The organism is Methylobacterium gnaphalii, from assembly GCF_007992215.1.
Taxonomy (GTDB): domain Bacteria; phylum Pseudomonadota; class Alphaproteobacteria; order Rhizobiales; family Beijerinckiaceae; genus Methylobacterium; species Methylobacterium gnaphalii.
The window spans coordinates 21,901-39,794 of record NZ_BJZV01000022.1 but is presented as its reverse complement, the minus strand read 5'-3'; the positions used below and the strand labels follow the sequence as shown (position 1 = coordinate 39,794).

Annotated in this window: 18 protein-coding genes and 1 pseudogene; 10 read left to right on the top strand and 9 right to left on the bottom strand. The window is 64.4% G+C overall.

What is annotated here, in order from left to right:
• The first annotated feature begins 45 nt into the window (after positions 1 to 45).
• The gene (locus MGN01_RS17585) at positions 46 to 525 is read left to right on the top strand and encodes a Ros/MucR family transcriptional regulator (RefSeq protein WP_147048128.1); all 480 of its coding nucleotides are present in this window, start codon (positions 46 to 48) and stop codon (positions 523 to 525) included.
• A gap of 105 nt (positions 526 to 630) precedes the next feature.
• On the opposite strand, the pseudogene MGN01_RS17580 reads toward MGN01_RS17585, so the two are convergent.
• Positions 631 to 2,696, bottom strand: a pseudogene (locus tag MGN01_RS17580) (carbohydrate porin).
• Between the two features lie 351 nt (positions 2,697 to 3,047).
• A complete protein-coding gene (locus MGN01_RS17575; protein ID WP_147048127.1) occupies positions 3,048 to 3,569 on the bottom strand; it encodes a DUF2147 domain-containing protein in 522 nt (173 codons plus the stop codon).
• Positions 3,570 to 3,784: 215 nt separating this feature from the next.
• Here MGN01_RS17575 and ndk point away from each other — a divergent pair, with 215 nt between their 5' ends.
• Both ndk and MGN01_RS17565 read left to right on the top strand, forming a co-directional pair.
• Complete coding sequence (gene ndk, locus MGN01_RS17570) at positions 3,785 to 4,207, top strand: nucleoside-diphosphate kinase (protein WP_147048126.1); 423 nt, start codon at positions 3,785 to 3,787, stop codon at positions 4,205 to 4,207.
• A gap of 137 nt (positions 4,208 to 4,344) precedes the next feature.
• Positions 4,345 to 4,719, top strand: coding sequence for a hypothetical protein (locus MGN01_RS17565; protein ID WP_147048125.1), 375 nt, complete (start codon positions 4,345 to 4,347; stop codon positions 4,717 to 4,719).
• A gap of 107 nt (positions 4,720 to 4,826) precedes the next feature.
• On the opposite strand, the gene purN is transcribed toward MGN01_RS17565, so the two are convergent.
• Positions 4,827 to 5,480, bottom strand: a complete 654-nt coding sequence (gene purN / locus MGN01_RS17560; RefSeq protein WP_147048124.1) for a phosphoribosylglycinamide formyltransferase — start codon at positions 5,478 to 5,480, stop codon at positions 4,827 to 4,829.
• Positions 5,477 to 6,544 carry a phosphoribosylformylglycinamidine cyclo-ligase gene (purM, locus tag MGN01_RS17555; RefSeq protein WP_147048123.1) on the bottom strand — a complete coding sequence of 356 codons (1,068 nt, stop codon included), beginning with the start codon at positions 6,542 to 6,544 and terminating at the stop codon, positions 5,477 to 5,479. Before purM ends, purN begins: the two co-directional genes overlap by 4 nt.
• A gap of 463 nt (positions 6,545 to 7,007) precedes the next feature.
• Here purM and MGN01_RS17550 point away from each other — a divergent pair, with 463 nt between their 5' ends.
• The 7 genes from MGN01_RS17550 to MGN01_RS17520 all read left to right on the top strand — a co-directional run bounded on the left by MGN01_RS17550 (position 7,008) and on the right by MGN01_RS17520 (position 14,686).
• Complete coding sequence (locus MGN01_RS17550; RefSeq protein WP_147048122.1) at positions 7,008 to 7,739, top strand: P-loop NTPase family protein; 732 nt, start codon at positions 7,008 to 7,010, stop codon at positions 7,737 to 7,739.
• Positions 7,740 to 7,912: 173 nt separating this feature from the next.
• Positions 7,913 to 10,282: an RNA degradosome polyphosphate kinase gene (locus MGN01_RS17545; RefSeq protein WP_147048121.1), complete on the top strand. Its 2,370-nt coding sequence runs from the start codon at positions 7,913 to 7,915 to the stop codon at positions 10,280 to 10,282.
• 11 nt (positions 10,283 to 10,293) lie between these two features.
• Positions 10,294 to 11,838: an exopolyphosphatase gene (gene ppx / locus MGN01_RS17540; RefSeq protein ID WP_147048120.1), complete on the top strand. Its 1,545-nt coding sequence runs from the start codon at positions 10,294 to 10,296 to the stop codon at positions 11,836 to 11,838.
• Between the two features lie 249 nt (positions 11,839 to 12,087).
• Complete coding sequence (minC, locus tag MGN01_RS17535; protein WP_147048119.1) at positions 12,088 to 12,813, top strand: septum site-determining protein MinC; 726 nt, start codon at positions 12,088 to 12,090, stop codon at positions 12,811 to 12,813.
• 47 nt (positions 12,814 to 12,860) lie between these two features.
• Complete coding sequence (gene minD / locus MGN01_RS17530) at positions 12,861 to 13,676, top strand: septum site-determining protein MinD (protein ID WP_147048118.1); 816 nt, start codon at positions 12,861 to 12,863, stop codon at positions 13,674 to 13,676.
• On the top strand, positions 13,673 to 13,942 hold the full coding sequence (gene minE, locus MGN01_RS17525) for a cell division topological specificity factor MinE (RefSeq protein WP_147048117.1): 270 nt from the start codon (positions 13,673 to 13,675) through the stop codon (positions 13,940 to 13,942). The genes minD and minE overlap by 4 nt, the downstream gene beginning before the upstream one ends.
• A 246-nt stretch (positions 13,943 to 14,188) precedes the next feature.
• A complete protein-coding gene (locus MGN01_RS17520) occupies positions 14,189 to 14,686 on the top strand; it encodes an exopolysaccharide production protein YjbE (protein ID WP_373319173.1) in 498 nt (165 codons plus the stop codon).
• 237 nt (positions 14,687 to 14,923) lie between these two features.
• On the opposite strand, the gene MGN01_RS17515 is transcribed toward MGN01_RS17520, so the two are convergent.
• From MGN01_RS17515 to MGN01_RS17490, 5 genes are all read right to left on the bottom strand, one after another.
• A complete protein-coding gene (locus MGN01_RS17515) occupies positions 14,924 to 15,928 on the bottom strand; it encodes a tyrosine-type recombinase/integrase (RefSeq protein WP_170246045.1) in 1,005 nt (334 codons plus the stop codon).
• A gap of 29 nt (positions 15,929 to 15,957) precedes the next feature.
• Entirely contained in the window at positions 15,958 to 16,338 is a 381-nt protein-coding gene (locus tag MGN01_RS17510) for a helix-turn-helix domain-containing protein (protein ID WP_147048115.1), read from the bottom strand.
• A 343-nt stretch (positions 16,339 to 16,681) separates the two neighbouring features.
• Entirely contained in the window at positions 16,682 to 16,936 is a 255-nt protein-coding gene (locus MGN01_RS17500; protein ID WP_147048114.1) for a hypothetical protein, read from the bottom strand.
• 336 nt (positions 16,937 to 17,272) lie between these two features.
• Complete coding sequence (locus tag MGN01_RS17495) at positions 17,273 to 17,596, bottom strand: hypothetical protein (protein ID WP_147048113.1); 324 nt, start codon at positions 17,594 to 17,596, stop codon at positions 17,273 to 17,275.
• Positions 17,593 to 17,892 carry a DUF3850 domain-containing protein gene (locus tag MGN01_RS17490; RefSeq protein ID WP_147048112.1) on the bottom strand — a complete coding sequence of 100 codons (300 nt, stop codon included), beginning with the start codon at positions 17,890 to 17,892 and terminating at the stop codon, positions 17,593 to 17,595. Before MGN01_RS17490 ends, MGN01_RS17495 begins: the two co-directional genes overlap by 4 nt.
• Between the last annotated feature and the right edge of the window lie 2 nt (positions 17,893 to 17,894).

Genomic DNA, 17,894 nt, shown 5'->3' with positions numbered 1-17,894 from the left:
TTTGTATGATTTTGCCGACGAGGGGCAATCAAGCGGACCATGGATATGTCGGAAGAACAACAGACGGTGAACACAGATTTCGTCACGCTCGCAGGTGACATCGTTTCCGCTTACGTATCGAAGAATTCCCTACCAGCCGCCGATCTTCCGGCCCTGATCGGCAGCGTGCATGCGGCCTTGGTCGGCCTGTCCGGCAATGTCGAGGCCGCGCCCGTCGCCGAGAGTGTCGAGAAGCCGTCTTCGGCTCAGGTCCGCAAGTCGATCACGCCCGACGCGATTATCAGCTTCATCGACGGCAAGGCCTACAAGACCATGAAGCGCCATCTCGGCACGCATGGCCTCGATCCGCATTCCTACCGCCAGTGCTACGGCCTGCCGAGCGACTATCCGATGGTGGCCCCGAACTACGCCGCACAGCGCTCCGCGCTCGCCAAGTCGATCGGCCTTGGCCGTCCGGGCGGTCGCCTTCAGGAAGAAGAGGTCGCCGAGGAGCCCAAGGGCCGCGGTCGCCGCAAGGTCGCCTGACGCGTTGGATGCGTATCCGTCGTCCGCGACGGTGGCAGAGAGATTATCCAGAGCCGTATCCGATAAGATCGGATGCGGTTCTATTCTTTGCTGCAGGTCGTCGCGTCAGAACTCGGCGTGCAGGCGCGTCCCGAAGAAGTCGGCTGGGCCACGGTCGCGATTATAGGCTGGGTTCTCAACGTGTTGATAGTCGAAGGACACCGTGAGCGATTTGGTGAGGCTAATCGCGTAATAGGCTTCGATGGCTCGCTCGGGTGCATAGTTCAGTTGCCCGTCCCCGATCAGCAGGCCGAACCCACCCGCCGCGAAGAAGGCCCGATGCGATGGTGAGAGCTGGTTGACCGATGCGCCGAGCCCGAGCGTGTCGGAGGGCCGACCCCATGCCGTTCCCTTCAGCGAGAGGCCGCCTGAAAACGAGCGGTCGACATCGGTGAAGGAGAGGTTCTCGTTGCGGCCGTCGCCCGCGCTGGCGCGGGCGAACACGCCGAGATCGCTTGTCACGGCCTGTTCCAAGTTCACGTAGAAGCCGGTCTTGCGACGTGCCGTGCCGTGCGGGTCGCGGCCGCTGCGTCGTTGACGTCGGTGAAGGCACCAAGTTGGGTTAGCGTCACCGCCTCGCGATAATTCGCGGTGTTGCCAACGTTGGAGAAGAAGCCAAGCCTCAGCTTTCCGGGCTGTTCGAGCCACGGTAGCGTGTGCCGTTCCTCGATCTCCGCCGTAATGCCCTGCCGGTCGAGCACGCGGGAGTCGAACACGTCGCTGGAGGGGTGCTTGGGCACCTGCGTATAGGCGGCGCGCAGGGCGAACTCGGTGCGATTGTACTCGACCATCAAGCCTTGCGTGAAGCCGGGTAGGTTGGCTGGGAAATCCCAGGCGGCCGAACCCCACAGACCCCAGTTGAAGAAGTCGACGCGCGGGTCATGTGCGTAGGCGTTGTTGTCGAAGTAGTCTCCCAGGGCAAACTTTCCGACGACCACCGTGACGCGCTCGACGTCGCGCGTGCCGGCGATAGCGTTCGGCCCGTCGGGCACCTCCTCGGTTTCGCCGCCGAGACCGAAGGTCTGCTTGAGGAAGTAACGGTTCGAGCGAAGCTTCGGGAACGGCGCGCCCGCTTTCTGGGCCTCGCCGTTGACGAAGCCGGCGACACCGAGCGTTCGCGATAGGCCGAAGCCCTGGCTGAACTCGGGATTGTAATAGAACTCGGTGCCCTCGAAGAGTTTGACGCCAACATAGGCGGTTGCGGTGGTGGTGGCCTGCGCCTGATGCGGCACGAGGCTCTGCTCCCCGCGATAGGGCGAGCGGAAACCGCTAACGCCTTGGTTGATGAAGGTGGTCTGGCCGTGAAGCGAGAATCGGCTCGGCTCGCTCGGCTTATCCTCGTCGCTCTCGACCGGAAGCTTCAGGCCTTCCGGGTGCCAGTAGAGCCGCACCATCATCTCGTGTGAGATGAAGCTGCTGCGGGTCGAGACTGGACCGCCATTGATGCCCGGCAGCACACCAAAATCGAAGCGCCCCGTCTGGCCGAAATCGATGTAGCGGTAGTCGAGCCCGAGCGAGAAATCGGGTGAAATTGCATGCTGGACGCCCGTACCGAGCGTGAAGCCGAGATAGGACACATCACGGCGCGCGGTGTTCACGCCGCCTTCGGCAAGATCCGGATAGGCCGCGAGCACGCGCCCGTTCGCGCCGGCGAGCCCGAAGCTCGCATAGACGAGGTTGCGGTCGAAGGCATAACCGAGCCGAAGGCGACCGGTGCCGAGCAGGTCTGTCTTCTCGCGGATGACGCCAAACAGGGGTTCGATCGCCTCGTAGCCGAGGCCTAGTGCGTTGGATGGCGCCGGGCGCTTGAGGTTGGCGCCGACAAGGTCAACCTCGATGCCGTAGACGAAGGCGCCGCTTTGCCAAGTCCAGCCACCGAAAGCCCCCCCGAGCGCCGATGTCGCCTCGCGGCCCAGATTGTTGCGCCCGGTAGCGTCGCCGGTCTCGAACGTCGCGATGCGTCGACTGCCAATCGTCGTGGGGCCAAACTCGTAATTCGCGAAAGAGGCGCCGGCGCTGCCCTGAACCCCGAGATAGCTGCCGGTCCAGTCCACGAAACCTTGTGCCGGAACAAACGCGGCGATGTCGGCAGCCTGCGTCTGATGGGCGACGAGACCGGCAGCGATGAGCATCCAGGCTACTGGCGGCCGGTTACTGCACCGGCCGCGCCCCGCTTCTTTGCCGCACTGCCTCGCCAAAGCGACCCCCGACACTAACCGGAACCGAGATATAGCAATTGCTATAATCGCTGCAACTGGCTTGAACGGTCTCAGCGGCTGCGTGGCGGCCGCGCCACAGGATCAAGAAGCAGGGCTGTTCGACATGCTGATGACAGCCGACAAACGCTCCAAAGACATTGAGAGGTTTGGAGGTTCGGGCGACAAGCTGCCGAGCCCGGTTCATCGCATCAAAAAAATAGGGCGCACCGCTCCGCGACGCGCCCCTGCTCACTCAAATCGAGATGTTCGATCGAGATTGAGCCATCAATCCTCGGGTTCAGTTGCTGGTGCTGCCTTGGCGGTTGGCTTCGCGGCAGCTTGACTGATGGCGGCCTGCTGATTCACGTCCGGCACGCGGCTCCAGGTCTGCGAACCACACAGAACCTTGAGCAGGCAGCCGGAGATGCTGAGTTCGGACGCGCTCTCGCGCTCCAGGCTCACCGAGTACATCTTGCCTTCCTCGGCGTTGTAGATCTCACCCGAGTACTTCGCCTCTTCGGGCTTAAGGTTGTCCAGCAACGTCAGGCCGATCACGGGCCGCGAGCGCTTCTTCGGGTCAGGGTTCTTGATGTCGGTCCGCGGTCCGCCACCGGGGCCCGTCGGCGATTTCAGCCAAACGACCTTGCCGCAGATGTTCGAGGCGCCCGGACCGCAGCGATCGATCTTCACTTTGGCGCGTCCGTCCTCGGTGAGCCAAGTGCCGGAGGGGTCCTTCGGAGCGGCCGAGGCCGCGGAGGCGGCGCCGAGAGCCGCGAGAATGAGGGCGGAGCGAAGGGCGATGCGCATCAGCGGTCTCCTTGGTGTCTGCCGTGCGACGTCCGGGCGGCCGCCGCGTCTTGCCCGGATCAAAGCGTCGCAATGGGGCGAATTTCCGGCACTGTTGCACGGCCGCCATGGCGATGCGCCCGCCATCGTCGGTTGAGGACACCGACTCCCCTCGCTATAAGCCTGCCGCGACGGCCGTTTTCGGCCTCTCCAACCCCTTATGAAAAAGACTGATTATGGCCACCGAGCGCACCTTCTCCATCCTGAAGCCCGACGCGACGAAGCGGAACATCACCGGCGCGGTGAATGCCGTGATCGAGAAGGCAGGGCTGCGCATCGTCGGCCAGCGTCGCATTCAGATGAGCAAGGCTCAGGCCGAAAAGTTCTACGAGATCCACAAGGAGCGCCCCTTCTTCGGTGAGCTTGTCGAGTTCATGACGTCCGGTCCCGTCGTTGTGCAGGTGCTTGAGGGTGAGAACGCCATTGCTCGCTACCGCGAAGTCATGGGCGCTACGAATCCGGCCCAAGCTGCCGAAGGCACCATCCGCAAGACCTTTTCCGAGTCGGTTGGCGAGAACACCGTGCACGGCTCCGACAGCGCAGAGAACGCCAAGATCGAGATCGCCCAGTTCTTTCAAGACTCCGACATCGTCGGCTGAGGCCGCGTGCAATGCGGCTTGACGTAAAGTCGTGAAGTCGCATTACCGAGACGGTGTGGCCTCGCTGCCCTAGCGGCGCGAGGCCGGCCGGGATGAGAAGGATTTCATTGACGAATCTCTCTCCTGGACAAAGATCGATGCGCCTCGTTTCCTCGCGCGCTAGCAAGCTGCTCATCGCGGCCGGCCTCGCCTCCCTGCTCGCCGCCTGTCAAAGCGGCCGCACGCAGGTCGCCTCGCTTGAGGGCTACACGCCCGACCCGGCGCTGAAGACCGCCTCTAAAAGCAACCTCAAGGGCCGCGTCAGCCACGCATGCGTCGTGACCCAGTCGAAGTTCCAGAAGGTCGCAGAGTCGTCCGTTGCGCAGCCGTGCGGCTGCTACGCCGAACGGACTCTCAGCACGCTGGACAGCGCCGAGATCCAGTCCTACCGCACGACCGGCTACTTCAACGACAGCGCAAAGGCGAAGGCCCTGAACGCCCTCGACAGTTGCAAGCTTCCGCGCCCGGTCTAGTTTCCCACGACGTCCTGCCGGATGCCCGAGGCGAGGCGGAAGGTGGTCCGGAATCGAGCCAAAGAAGAGCCGCCTCAGCGGCTCTTTTTTATCGGCACAGTCGTTTTCTAAAGAGAATGTAGAGAGCCCTCGGCGCCACACGCCGCAGCGAAGTCCACACGCCCGTCCTTCAGAGGCGCGTGCCCCGCTGCGACCAATGCCAGCGCCTTCGGATAAAGTCGGTGCTCCTGCACGATCACTCGGTCGGCAAGGCTCTCCGGATCATCACCCGGCAGGACCGGGACGGCAGCTTGCGCGATGATCGGCCCGGCATCGAGCTCTGGCACCACGTAGTGCACCGTGCAGCCATGCAGCCGAACGCCGGCCGCGAGCGCCTGCTTGTGGGTGTGGGTGCCGCGAAAAAGCGGCAGAAGCGACGGGTGGATGTTGATCATCCGTCCAGCCCAGGCCTCGACGAAGCCGGCGGAAAAGATTCGCATGAAGCCGGCAAGGCAGACCAGGTCGATCCCAGCCTCGCGTAACGCTGCGTCCAGCGCCGCGTCGAAGCTCTCGCGGTTTGCGAATGGCGTATGATCGATCGCCTTAGCCGGGATACCGGCCTCGGCTGCCCGCTTAAGACCGGCAGCCTCGGGGCGGTTCGAGAGGACCAGCGCGATCTCGGCCGGGTAATCGGGCGCCTTCGCGGCCTCGATCACCGACACCATGTTCGACCCACGTCCCGAGATCAGGATCGCGACCCGCGTCTTTTCCGGAAAGCTCACAGCGCGAGCGTGCCGGTGAAGGTGACAGGCTCGGCGCCACGCTCGGTGATCCGGCCAAGCCGCACGGCCGGCTCGCCGGCCTGCACCAGCGCGCTCTCGACCGCCTCCACGGCATCGGCCGCGACGACCACCACCATGCCGATGCCGCAGTTGAAAGTGCGCAGCATCTCGGCCTCGGCCACGCCGCCCTCTTTGGCCAGCCAGCCGAAGACGGGCGGAGCGGTGATGGCCGAGAGGTCGATCTCGATGCCGACACCGTCCGGCAGCACGCGAGGCAGGTTGTCGGGGAAGCCGCCGCCGGTGATGTGAGCGAGCGCCCGCACGCCGCCGGCATGCTTCATCGCGGAAAGCAGGGCTTTCACATAAATCCGAGTCGGCGTCAGCAGCGCCTCGCCGAGCGTCCGCTCAGGCTCGAACGGCGCCGCCGCGTCCCAACCGAGGCCGCAGCGCTCGACGATGCGGCGTACCAGCGAGAAGCCGTTCGAGTGGACACCGGAGGAGGCGAGCCCGAGCACGACATCGCCCGGCTGGATGCCCGGCCGCGGCAGCAGCGTGCCGCGCTCGGCCGCGCCCACCGCGAAGCCGGCGAGATCATAATCCTCGCCGCCGTAGAGACCGGGCATCTCTGCGGTCTCGCCGCCGATCAGCGCGCAGCCGGCCTGACGGCATCCCTCGGCGATGCCGCGCACGATGGCGGCGCCGACGCCCGGCACCAGCTTTCCTGTGGCATAGTAATCGAGGAAGAACAGCGGCTCGGCACCCTGCACGACGATGTCGTTCACGCACATCGCCACGAGATCGATGCCGATCGTATCGTGCCGGCCGGTCTCGATGGCGATCTTCACCTTGGTGCCGACGCCGTCGTTCGCCGCGACCAGGATCGGATCCCTGAACCCAGCCGCTTTGAGGTCGAACAGGCCGCCGAAGCCGCCGATCTCAGCATCCGCCCCAGGCCGGCGGGTCGCGCGCACCAGCGGCTTGATCGTTTCGACCAGTTCGTTGCCGGCATCGATATCGACACCTGCCTGCGCGTAGGTCAGCCCGTCTTGATCTGTGGCCGTCATCGGCACCCCGTCATGTTTCGCGCTTCTTTAGCCGATTTTGGCGAGGTGCCACCCCACCGGATGCGCAACCGCGGAGATCGCTGTCGACAACGCTCGCCAGCTTCGGCTCGCAGCCTCGACGCTAATCCTTGTTCGCGAACGACGCCTCGAACACTCGCTTTGACTCCGCCACGCCTTCGGTCACGAACACAACCGGCTTCTCCTCGCCGACCGGCTCGTCGATCATGACCGTCTCGTGAGGCGACCCACCACGCCTCAGTGGTGACCCTTCCCAACGCGATACTAAAGCGGAGCGTTAGGTAGAACAGAGCTAGGACTGCGCCGTCATCTTATCATGGTCAGTCTATATCGCAGCCTGCGCGACATGTGCCCCCCATGACGGCGGCAGGCCTCGTCTGCTGCAAACTGTCATCGCTCGCTTAGGAGAGGATTCGGAGGATATCCGAGTGTATAAGCTCGGCTCATGCGCGACAAAGCTCCGCCGAAGCAGCTCGCTTTCGATCTGCCCCTTGATCCGCGTTACGGCCGTGAGGACTTCCTCGTCGGCCCGGCGAACGAGGCGGCCTACGCACTCGTTGAGGCGTGGCCCGATTGGCCGGACACGGTGCTGCTCCTGCAGGGGCCGCGCGGCAGCGGCAAGAGCCACCTCGCCTCGATCTGGGCCACCCGCGCTCACGCCTGGACGGTCTCTGCCAGCACGCTGAAGGACGACCAAGTCACGCATCTTGTCTCGAACGGCGCGCTCGTCATTGAGGATGTCGATCGTGCCGCGGACCGGGATGAGGCCGCTCTGTTTCACCTCCTCAACCTTGCCCGCGAGCGCCATAGTCCGGTGATGATCACGGCTGCCAGGCCGGTCGATAGCTTCGGTCTGAAGGTCGCGGATCTGCGCTCCCGGCTGCGTCTCGCTCCGACCATTGAGATCCTGCCGCCGGACGATGCGCTGCTGCGCGCGGTGATCGTCAAGCTGTTCGTCGACCGTCAGATCGTCGTCGACCTCGCCGTGGTGGAGGCTGTGGCTTTGCGCATCGATCGCTCCCTTGCCCGCGCCCGTGACGTGGTGGCCGAGCTCGATCGCGACGCCCTCGGTCGTGGCCGCCGCATCACCAAGCCGCTGGCCCTGGCGGTGCTGGATCGCCTCGGAATGGCTGAGGCGGGCGAGGATGCTGACGAGCAGGATGAGGAGACCGGATGAGCCGAGCGCTTCATCGTCGTGCACCGGAGCGTCCAACTCCACTACCGGCAAAGGTTGCAGAGTAGCTCGCCTTCAGCGTGCCAACCCATGTGAACCGTTTCACCAAAACGTCATATGACATCGTCGAGCCCGTGCTAGGGGACAGCCCCGCGCGGAATGAAGGAGGCCAGCCTTTGCCGGAGATGGAGTCGGACGTCACGGTGCAGGACGACGAAGCGGTCGAGGTCGAGGAAACCACCCTGGCCACCGAACGAGGCGTCCGGAGCGAGACAGCCCGAGCTCGTACGGCCCGCGCCGCTCGCATCCTCGCCGCGGAGAAGGCCGCCGAGCCAGAGGCCGGCTCGAGCGGGCAGAAGGCCGCCGGTAAGGTCGACCAAGCCGCTCGCGAACCGATCCGGGAGGCCGGCCGCCACCTGCGTCACTCGGCCGAGCGTTTCGTGAACCGAGAACTTTCCTGGCTGCAGTTCAACCGACGCGTCCTGGAAGAGGCTTCCAACAAGAATCATCCGTTGTTGGAGCAGCTCCGCTTCCTTTCCATTTCAGCCAACAACCTCGACGAGTTCTTCATGGTCCGCGTCGCGGGCCTGTACGATCAGGTTCGCGCCGGTATCACCTCGCCCTCGCAGGATGGGCTCTCCCCCTCGGACCAGCTCCAGCGCATTGGCGCCGAGGTCTCGCGTCTTGCCCTCGACCAGCAGGATCGCTGGCGGGCGCTGCGCGGTGAGCTGTTGGAGGCAGGAATCGAGCTCATGGAGCCGGCCGGGCTCTCGGAGGACCACGTTGCCTGGTTGGACGACTACTTCCTGCAGCACGTGCTGCCGGTGCTGACCCCGCTCGCAGTCGACCCGGCCCATCCTTTCCCGTTCATTCCGAATCTCGGTTCGACCATCGCACTGATGATGGTGCGCCCGCGCGATGGCCGGACGCTGCGCGCGCTCATCCGTCTGCCGTCGATGATCGATCGCTTCGTGCGTCTGCCCGATGCGCTTGGTGACCCAACGGCGCGCTTCATCGCCATTGAACAGGTCATTGTGAAGTTCACGAACCGGCTGTTCCCAGGCTACACCGTCAAGGGCCAGGGCGCCTTCCGCGTGGTGCGCGATTCCGATCTCGAAATCGAAGAGGAGGCAGAGGATCTTGTCCTCCACTTCGAGAGCGCGCTGAAGCAGCGCCGCCGCGGCGTCGTCATCCGCCTCGAGATCGAAGAAGGCATGGCAGAGGATCTGCGCACCTTCGTCATGGACGAACTCGAGATTGCCCAGGATGGGGTGTTCCTTGTCGAGGGCATGCTCGCACTGAACGAGCTTTCGCAGATCGTCGGAATCGATCGGCCCGACCTGAAGTTCAAACCCTATAATGCCCGCTTCCCTGAGCGTATTCGCGAGTCGGGCGGCGACGTCTTCGCGGCGATCCGCCAGAAGGATTTCATCGTCCACCACCCTTACGAGACCTTCGACTCGGTGGTGCAGTTCCTAGCCCAGGCCGCTCGCGATCCGAACGTGGTCGCGATCAAACAGACGCTCTACCGCACCTCCTCGAACTCACCGATCGTCGCGGCCCTCGCCGAAGCCGCTGAAGCCGGCAAATCGGTCACAGCACTCGTCGAGTTGAAGGCGCGTTTCGACGAAGAGGCCAATATCCGCTGGGCGCGCAATCTCGAAAAGGCCGGCGCACAGGTCGTGTTCGGCTTCGTCGAGCTGAAGACCCACGCCAAGCTGTCGATGGTGGTGCGGCGTGAGGGCGATCGGCTCGTCACCTACTGCCACGTCGGCACCGGCAACTATCACCCGATCACGGCGCGCATCTATACCGACCTTTCCTTCTTTACGGCGGACCCGGCCATCGGCCGCGACGTCAGCCGGGTGTTCAACTTCATCACCGGTTATGCCGAGCCGGCGGAGCTGGAGCGCATGGCAGTTTCGCCACTGACGCTGAAGCTGCGCTTGCTCCAACACATCGAGGAGGAGATTGCCCACGCCAAGGCTGGTCGGCCGGCTGCGATCTGGATCAAGTGCAACTCGCTCGTCGACCCGCAGATTATCGATGCGCTCTACGACGCGAGTGCCGAGGGCGTGCAGATCGACTGCGTGGTGCGCGGCATCTGCTGCCTGCGGCCGGGCATCCCCGGCCTCTCCGAGACCATTCGCGTGAAGTCGATCGTCGGCCGCTTCTTGGAGCATGGACGGATCTACGCCTTCGGCAATGGCGCCGGGCTGCCGCACCCGAATGCCACCGTGTATATCTCTTCGGCCGATCTGATGCAGCGCAATCTCGACCGACGCGTGGAGGCTCTGCTGCCGATCACCAATCCGACCGTGCACCAGCAGGTGCTCGATCAGATCATGCTGGCGAACCTCCTCGACAACCGGCAGAGCTGGCGTGTACTTGCATCCGGCGCAAGCGAACGGATTCAACCCGCCGAGGGTGAGGAGCCATTCAACGCCCATAAGTATTTCATGACGAATCCGAGCCTCTCGGGGCGCGGCAAGTCGTCTAAGAAATCCAGCCCCCGCTCTCTGAGCCGTCGGGCTCAGCGTTCCTGAGAAGGTGACGCATGGGTCCGATCCGTTCTCACCTGAAGCTGGCACATGCCGCCGACCTACCTATGCCTGATCGGCCATATCCCGTTGCCATCATCGACATCGGTTCGAACTCGGTTCGGCTCGTCGCCTATGACGGTCTGACCCGGGCTCCGACGCCGCTTTACAACGAGAAGGTCCTGTGCGGTCTCGGCCGTGGTGTCTTCTCGACGAAACGCCTGAGCGACGAGGCGGTCCGCCGTGCTCTTCATGCTCTCGGCCGGTTCCGGGTCCTCTGCGACACCATCAAGGTCGGGCGTATCTTCGTGCTCGCAACGGCGGCCGCGCGTGACGCCGAGAACGGGCCGGCCTTCATCAAGGCCGCCGAGGAGATTCTAGGCCAGAACATCGAGCTGCTGTCGGGCCGGCGCGAGGCCGAACTCTCCGCGCTTGGAATCGTCTCTGGCTTCCATGGACCGGACGGCGTGGTCGGCGATCTCGGCGGCGGCTCGCTCGAGCTGGTTGACGTGCGGGGATCGACGGTGGGGCTGGGCGTGACCATGCCGCTCGGCGGCCTCGCTCTTCAGGATCTCTCTGGTGATTCCGCCAAGAAGGCTCGCAAGATCGCCCGCGAGCACCTCAAGAAGGCTGAGCCGCAGCTCGAAACCATGCGCGGGCGAACCTTCTACGCCGTCGGCGGCACCTGGCGTGCGCTTGCCAAGCTGCACATGGCAGTACGTGGCTATGACCTCCACGTGATGCACGGCTACAAGGTCGATCCGCAGGATACGCTCGCCTTCCTCGACATAGTCGAGAAAAGCGAGGCCAGCACCCTGCAGGACGTCGAGAATTTGGTTTCAGAGGCGCGGCGGCCGCTGCTGGCCTACGGGGCCGTGGTGCTCGAAGAGATCATCCAGATCGGCCGCCCGCGCGAGGTTGCGATCTCCGCGCTCGGCGTGCGCGAGGGGCTGCTCTTCGAGCAGCTCGACCGCGAGACCCGCGCCCTCGATCCGTTGATCGCTGCGGCCGAGGTCCTGAATGACCAGCGCGCCCGCTCGCCGGGCCACGGCGAGGAGTTGTGCGGCTGGACCGACCGCTTCGTCGCGACCCTCGATGGTCCCGAGACCGCCGACGAGCGCCGGCTGCGTCACGCTGCGTGCCTGATGTCCGACATCAACTGGCGAGCGCATCCGGATTATCGTGGCGAGCAGGGTCTCAACGTCATCGCCAATGCCTCCTTCACTGGCATCGACCATCCAGGTCGTGCCTATCTCGCGCTGGCTGGCTACTTCCGGCACGAGGGGATTTCCCCGGAAAAGGCGAGCCAGACCCTGCGGGACCTCGCCGGCCCACGCCTGCTCGACCGCGCCCGGCTGATCGCTGGTCTGCTGCGAGTCGCTTTCCCCATCACCGCGGGCATGGAGGGCGTGTTGGAGCGGACGCCGCTCGTCATCGACAGCGGCAAGGTCGTGCTCAAGCTGCCGGCCGAGCTGCGTCCACTCGACGGCGAGCGTCTGCTCAACCGGGTGCGCAGCCTCGCCCGCATCATCGGATTGGACGGCCGGGTCGAGGTTGCTTGAGCATCCTTCGTCCGGAGCGGCGCAGCAGAGGCCGGATCGCGATCTAGGAACGCCACCCTGATTCGTCCGATCACAGGATCAGGCGATCCCGATCGTGCCGCTCGCAAATTCTTAACGGACATGACCCGGCTATAATTCTTCATAAGTTATTGAGCGCGCGAGAATTTATCTCGACGGGCGCATGTGGTGTCCGCGATCGAACCAGGCAAAATTTGCCGGGCGTGGGGAAAAATTAACTGCGCAGTAACCATGCCGGCGCTGAATGGGCTCGTCGGTAAGGAAAAGTTCACGCCCGTGACGAGCCCTGCTCCTACACTTCCCATCTTCGCCTGCCGCGGCCGCGTCTTTCGCGCGCTTGCCCTGGCGCCCCAGGCTCCGGTCTCCGGCTGGCTCGCCCTGCTCGACGAGGCCCTGAAGCGGTCGCCGACATTGTTTGACGGCAAGGGTGTCATCCTCGACGCGGCTGGCCTCGGCTCCGAGACCTCTGAGCTCGCAAGCCTGATCGCAGAGCTGTTGAGCCGGCGTATCCGCATCCTTGGAATCGAAGGTGCGGCCTGCGACTCCGCCGGCCTGCCGCCCTTCCTGATCAATGGCCGTCCCGCCCCAGATTCCGTCGAGGTCGTGATCGAGGAGGAAAAACCTCCGATGACCTCGCTCACGATCGAAGGCTCAGTGCGCTCCGGCCAGACGATTATCCATCGCGAGGGCGACGTGACCGTGATGGGCTCCATCTCGTCCGGCGCAGAAATTCTCGCGGGCGGTTCCGTCCACGTCTACGGCGCGTTGCGCGGCCGGGTCATCGCCGGTGCCGCCAAGAATCCGCGCGCCCGCATCTATTGCCGGAAGTTCGAACCCGAACTCCTCGGCATCGACCGCCTCGTCCGCACCGCCGAGGACATGGGCAACCATCTGCGCGGCCAGGCGGCGCAGATCTGGCTCGACGGCGGCGCGATCAAGATTGCGCCGCTCATCTGAGCGGCGCTCCACGACAACAACGCATTGGCTTCAAGGGAAACGATCAGATGGCCAAGGTTCTCTGTGTGACATCCGGAAAGGGTGGTGTCGGCAAGACCACCACCACTGCCGCTCTCGGTGCGGCGCTTGCCCAAGCCGGCGAGAAGGTCTGCGTCATCGATTTCGACGTCGGCCTGCGCAACCTCGACCTGATCATGGGCGCCGAGCGCCGCGTGGTCTACGACCTCATCAACGTCACCAATGGCGACGCCAAGCTCCCGCAGGCCCTGATCCGTGACAAGCGGCTCGAGAACCTCGCCCTGCTGCCAGCCTCGCAGACCCGTGACAAGGACGCTCTCACCGATGCCGGCGTCGAGCGCGTCATCGGCGAACTGCGCGAGAAGTTCGACTGGATCGTCTGCGACAGCCCGGCCGGCATCGAGCGCGGCGCCCAGCTGGCCATGCGCCACGCCGACGTTGCCGTTGTCGTCACCAACCCCGAGGTCTCCTCGGTGCGTGACTCGGACCGGATCATCGGTCTGCTCGACTCCAAGACGGTGCGCGCTGAGAAGGGCGAACAGGTCGAGAAGCACCTGATCCTCACCCGCTTCGACCCCGCCCGCGCCGACCGCGGTGACATGCTCAAGGTCGATGACGTGCTTGAGATCCTCTCGATCCCGCTGCTCGCGATCATCCCGGAGAGCCTTGAAGTGCTCCGCGCCTCGAACGTCGGGTGCCCGGTGACCCTGAACAACCCGCTCTGCGCCCCATCCCGCGCCTATATCGACGCGGTGCGGCGCCTGAAGGGCGAGACCGTTGCGATGTCAATCCCATCCGATCGCAAGTCCCTGATCAACAAGCTGTTTACCCGGAGGGCCGCATGAGTGTTCTAGCATTCCTCAAGCCCCGCGGTTCGGCATCCGCCGCCCGCGAGCGCCTTCAGCTCATCATTGCGCATGAGCGGTCCGAGACTGGCCGTCCCGACCTCGTGATTACGTTGCGCGAGGAGATCCTTGCAGTGATCGCCAAGCACGTGAAGGTCGACGCCGACAAGGTGCAGATCAAGCTGGAGCGCGGCCAAGGCGTCTCGACGCTCGGCGTGGATATCGAGATCCCCGTCGACGCTGCTCCGCTCCGCGCCTCCGCCTGATCCGGTGGGTCGCAACAACCTGTGATCCCGCGCCCCACTCGTCGTGAACGGCCAATACAGTGGTCGCGAACGGCGTCGAAGGGGTGGGGGATCACGAGGCCGCCAGGCATGCCTGCCTCATCGCGTCTCGCGGGAGCGAGTCTGATCATTTCTGGCGCTGGCTGGGTGCTGCAAGCTTTGCCGATGCTTCCGAGAGCACTGGCTTAAATCCATGTTCAGGAACGTCCGATAGCGTACAAATGTCTTGTGCGGTTATGGAAGATCGTCGTTGTAAATATCGCGACGCTCGTTTTTTGCTGGAACATCGCCGCTACATTGCCGCTTCCTCCTCCAGTTCAAAAAATCTGGAGGAAATCCGTGAAGAGATTTAAGCTTGGCGCGAACCTCGCTGCTGCGCTGCTGTTGAGCGCGTCGGCTGCTGTGGCTGCACCGTGCCATACGGCTGATAAGGGCAAAAGCCCCAACGAGGCCGTTAATCCAAAGAGTTCCGACGTCGATAAGTCCAGCAAGAACACCGCGGGTGGCAACCAGCCAGCTTCGCCGGGGACGGTTGGCGCGATGAACAATGCCGGCGCCAACCAGGCGACCCAGACGGCTGAGAAAGACGGCACGAAGGGCAATAAGGCCGAGGAAGGTTCGAAGAACCTAGCCGGCGGTAACCAGCCTGCTTCGCCTGGCACCGTCGGCGCCATGAACGATACGACCGTCAAGCAGACGGCCGGCGACAAGAGCGACGACTGCTGATCCTACGACGCGGCCGCTTCATGAGCTCGCCCGGTCTACGCCGGGCGGGCTTTTTTGTCGGCTGTGGCCCTTGTCTCACTGGCTACAGCTTGCCCTGCGAGGGGCAAAATCGTAGGTCCGTACCGCGCGTCAGCGTGTCGGGGTGTAGCGCAGTCTGGTAGCGCATCTGGTTTGGGAGCGGTCGGCCAACGACGCATTGCCCACCTCAAGCCATCCTGTAAGTCACTGTCATTCATATCACTTTACGGCGCTCGCCGCCTCCTCAATCTCTGTGCCCGGTGCGATTTCGGGGATTTTCGGGGATTTCTTGCTTCGGGCCGCCGCGTGCCGAGCCTCCTGAGCGTCCATCGCGTCCCGCAGATCGTCGTTCGTGACGTGCGCGTATTTCGTCGTCGTCGCGATGTCCTCGTGCCGGAGCAGATGCTGGACGTGCTTCAGGTTCGCGCCGGCCCGGAGCAGGCGGGTCGCGGCCGTGTGGCGGTTGTCATGGAACCGGAAGTCGGTCACGCCTGATTTTGCCAGCGAGCGCCGCCACGTCGTCTTCAAGCCCTCGTAGGTCACCGGCAGCCGGTCCCCGACTTGGCGGGCGCCGCGCTTCTTCCGGCAGGCGTAGGTGAAGACCTTTGTCTCGTGCTGGTCCTGAAGCGGGAACAGCAGCTCGCGCATCCCGGCCGTCAGCGGTATCCGGTCGACCTTGTCGCCTTTGCCGCGCACGGTGATCTGGCGCTCGCCCCAATCAATGTCCGACCAGAGCAGTCCGACGACCTCGGCAAGCCGACAACCGGACGCAAGGGCGAACCTCACGACGATCTGATAGTCGGCCGGCAGGACAGCGAGGATGCGATCTTCCTCGTCGATGCTGGCTTCGCGGACGCGCTCCTTCGGCTCCTTCAACCGGTGGTTGGCCCAGTTGATCTCGGCAACGGGCACGAGCCAGATCTTCCGGGCTCGCGACAGGATCGCGCGCAAGGGCTCGGTGACCGTGCGGTTGACGGTGCTGTTTGTGACCCGCCGCGGCACGCGCTCGCCGTCGACCAGCATCGTGCGGTTCTTGGCGAACTCGCCACGGCGCCTGGCGACGGCCTTGGCGACAACTTGGCTGGTGATGTCCGGTAGAAGCGTGTTCGCGCCGATCTGCCCGACAAGCCACCAGATCGACGCCTCGAACGTCTCGCGAGCGTTGCCGTTGTAGTACTTGCCGACCTCTTCCCAGAACCGATCGGCCGCGACGTCGAAGGTCATCGGCGCGTCGATTTTCTGGCCGAGCCCGTTCACATATTCCCGGGCCTCGATCCTCTTCCGCTGCTCGACTTTTTCGGCATCCCGTTTAACGCGGCATTCCGTCGTGCCGTGAAACCGATGACCTCGGTGTTGGAAGTCATAGTGGTAGAACGGGGACGCGAACTCTCCTGTCTTGGCGTTCCTTGGTCGATAGACTGACATGGGGTGCTCCGGCGCTGCCGATCAACGAAGGCGGCGAGATCGTCAGGGTGAAACATGCGGCGTTGGCGCTGCAAGCCGTGGCCGAAAGCGATGTGCTTGACCTCTCCCCGGCGCATGTAGACGCGCAGAGTCTTCTCGCTCATGCCGAGGGAATCGGCGGCCTGCGTGATGGTGAGCAGGCCCGGTTCAACAGATCGCCGCGCCTTCATGCTCCCCCTCCACTGGCGTCGTTCTTTTGGGAGAGGGCGGAAGGATCGCCGACTCGTTTTCGGTACGGCAGCGGCAAGCTCGACCAATCGAACTCGTCTCGGAACTCGCCGCAGACGTGATCGCGAGGCGTCATCACGTGGCCGGCGCCAATACGGAGCGAGGCGCCCTCGATGCCGAGCGGTGCGGATCTGTCGACGCCAGCAACCATGCGCGTGCGATGGCATTCGCCCGCTCGGGAGTTATGGGCTCGCCACCAGTCGCAGCCAGCGCAGCAAGGCCCACGGGCGAAATAGTAGGTATCGAGCGATGCCTGCCGCTCTGTGGTCTCAGGCCGGGCCAACTTCACCGCTCCCCTCCTTCGCGTTCGGACAGAGCAAGGCGGCCGGCTTCGGTGATCACGCCGAACTCGTCGATCATGCCGGCAGCCAATAGTGGCCAAGCGCCGGCCAAGCCCATCTTGCAATCGGGATGATCAGGGTCTCTGACGCGCTTGCCATCGAACCTGTCGATCAGGATATCGCCTTCAGGGGTAACCTCGATGATGACGCGGCCCGATGCGATGAGCCGAAGTGCCTGCATCGGTGCTGGCTTGGACATGGCCGCCTTGCAGCGCGCAATCTCATCAGGGGCGAGCGGGTTGCGCCTCATAGCGCACCCCCGAGTCCGCGTTTCCGCAGATCATCCTCGCGCCGACGGCGCTCCGCATCGGCCAAGGCTCGCGCTCTGGCTTCCCTCTCTTCAGGAGCGAGTTCTCTCAATACTGGCTTCTGCTCCCGCATCTTCGCGCCCCGGTCCTGGCTCGGGTCGGTGCTGTCGCGGAGGGCGGCGATCACGAGAGCCCATTCTTCGTTCGCCAGAGCGAGCAGGGGGCGCTGCCCCTCGTCCGCGCGTTGAGGCAGTTGCCGCTCCAGCTTGTCCGCCAGCCCCCGCAGATTACCCGTTGCTGGCATCGGAGCCTCCTGGGTTGAGAGCGGCGCGGGTCAGATCGAGGATGTGCGCGCGGCGGCCTTTCCAATCGACGCGAGGCGTCTGATCCGCCTCCGCAACGGTTGTGCGGACTTCTTGGATGGCGGCGCGCAGGGCGGCGATGGTGGCGAGGGCCGGAGCGAGAGGGCCGGCGATAAGGCGATCGGCTTGCCTAGCGAAATCCGCTCGCATTTTCGCCTCGGCTTCTGGGCTGAAGATCGCCATCTGGCTCACCCAGAATTCGATCAGCGCCTCCCGCAGCGCGTCTTTCGGGTCTGGGGATGCGGTCATGGCTGAGCCTCCGTGACCGGTCTCAGCGCCAGGATCACGTAGCCGGGCTCAAGGCCGTACTGGCCGCCCGTCAAGATCCACGAGATGCGGCGCTCAAGGGACACTGCGCCGCCAAAAAAGCTGGTCCGGCCTCCGCCTCGGGCGCAAAAACCACCGTCAGGGTGTAGGCGACCCAGCCGAACAATGTCGCCCTTCTGGAAGCCGCGATCGTCTCGCCGGATCTCGAACGTCTTCTCGCCGCGCTCCACCGCATCGAAGTAGACCGGTAGCGTCTTGAGGTCGTGTGTGACGCCCATCG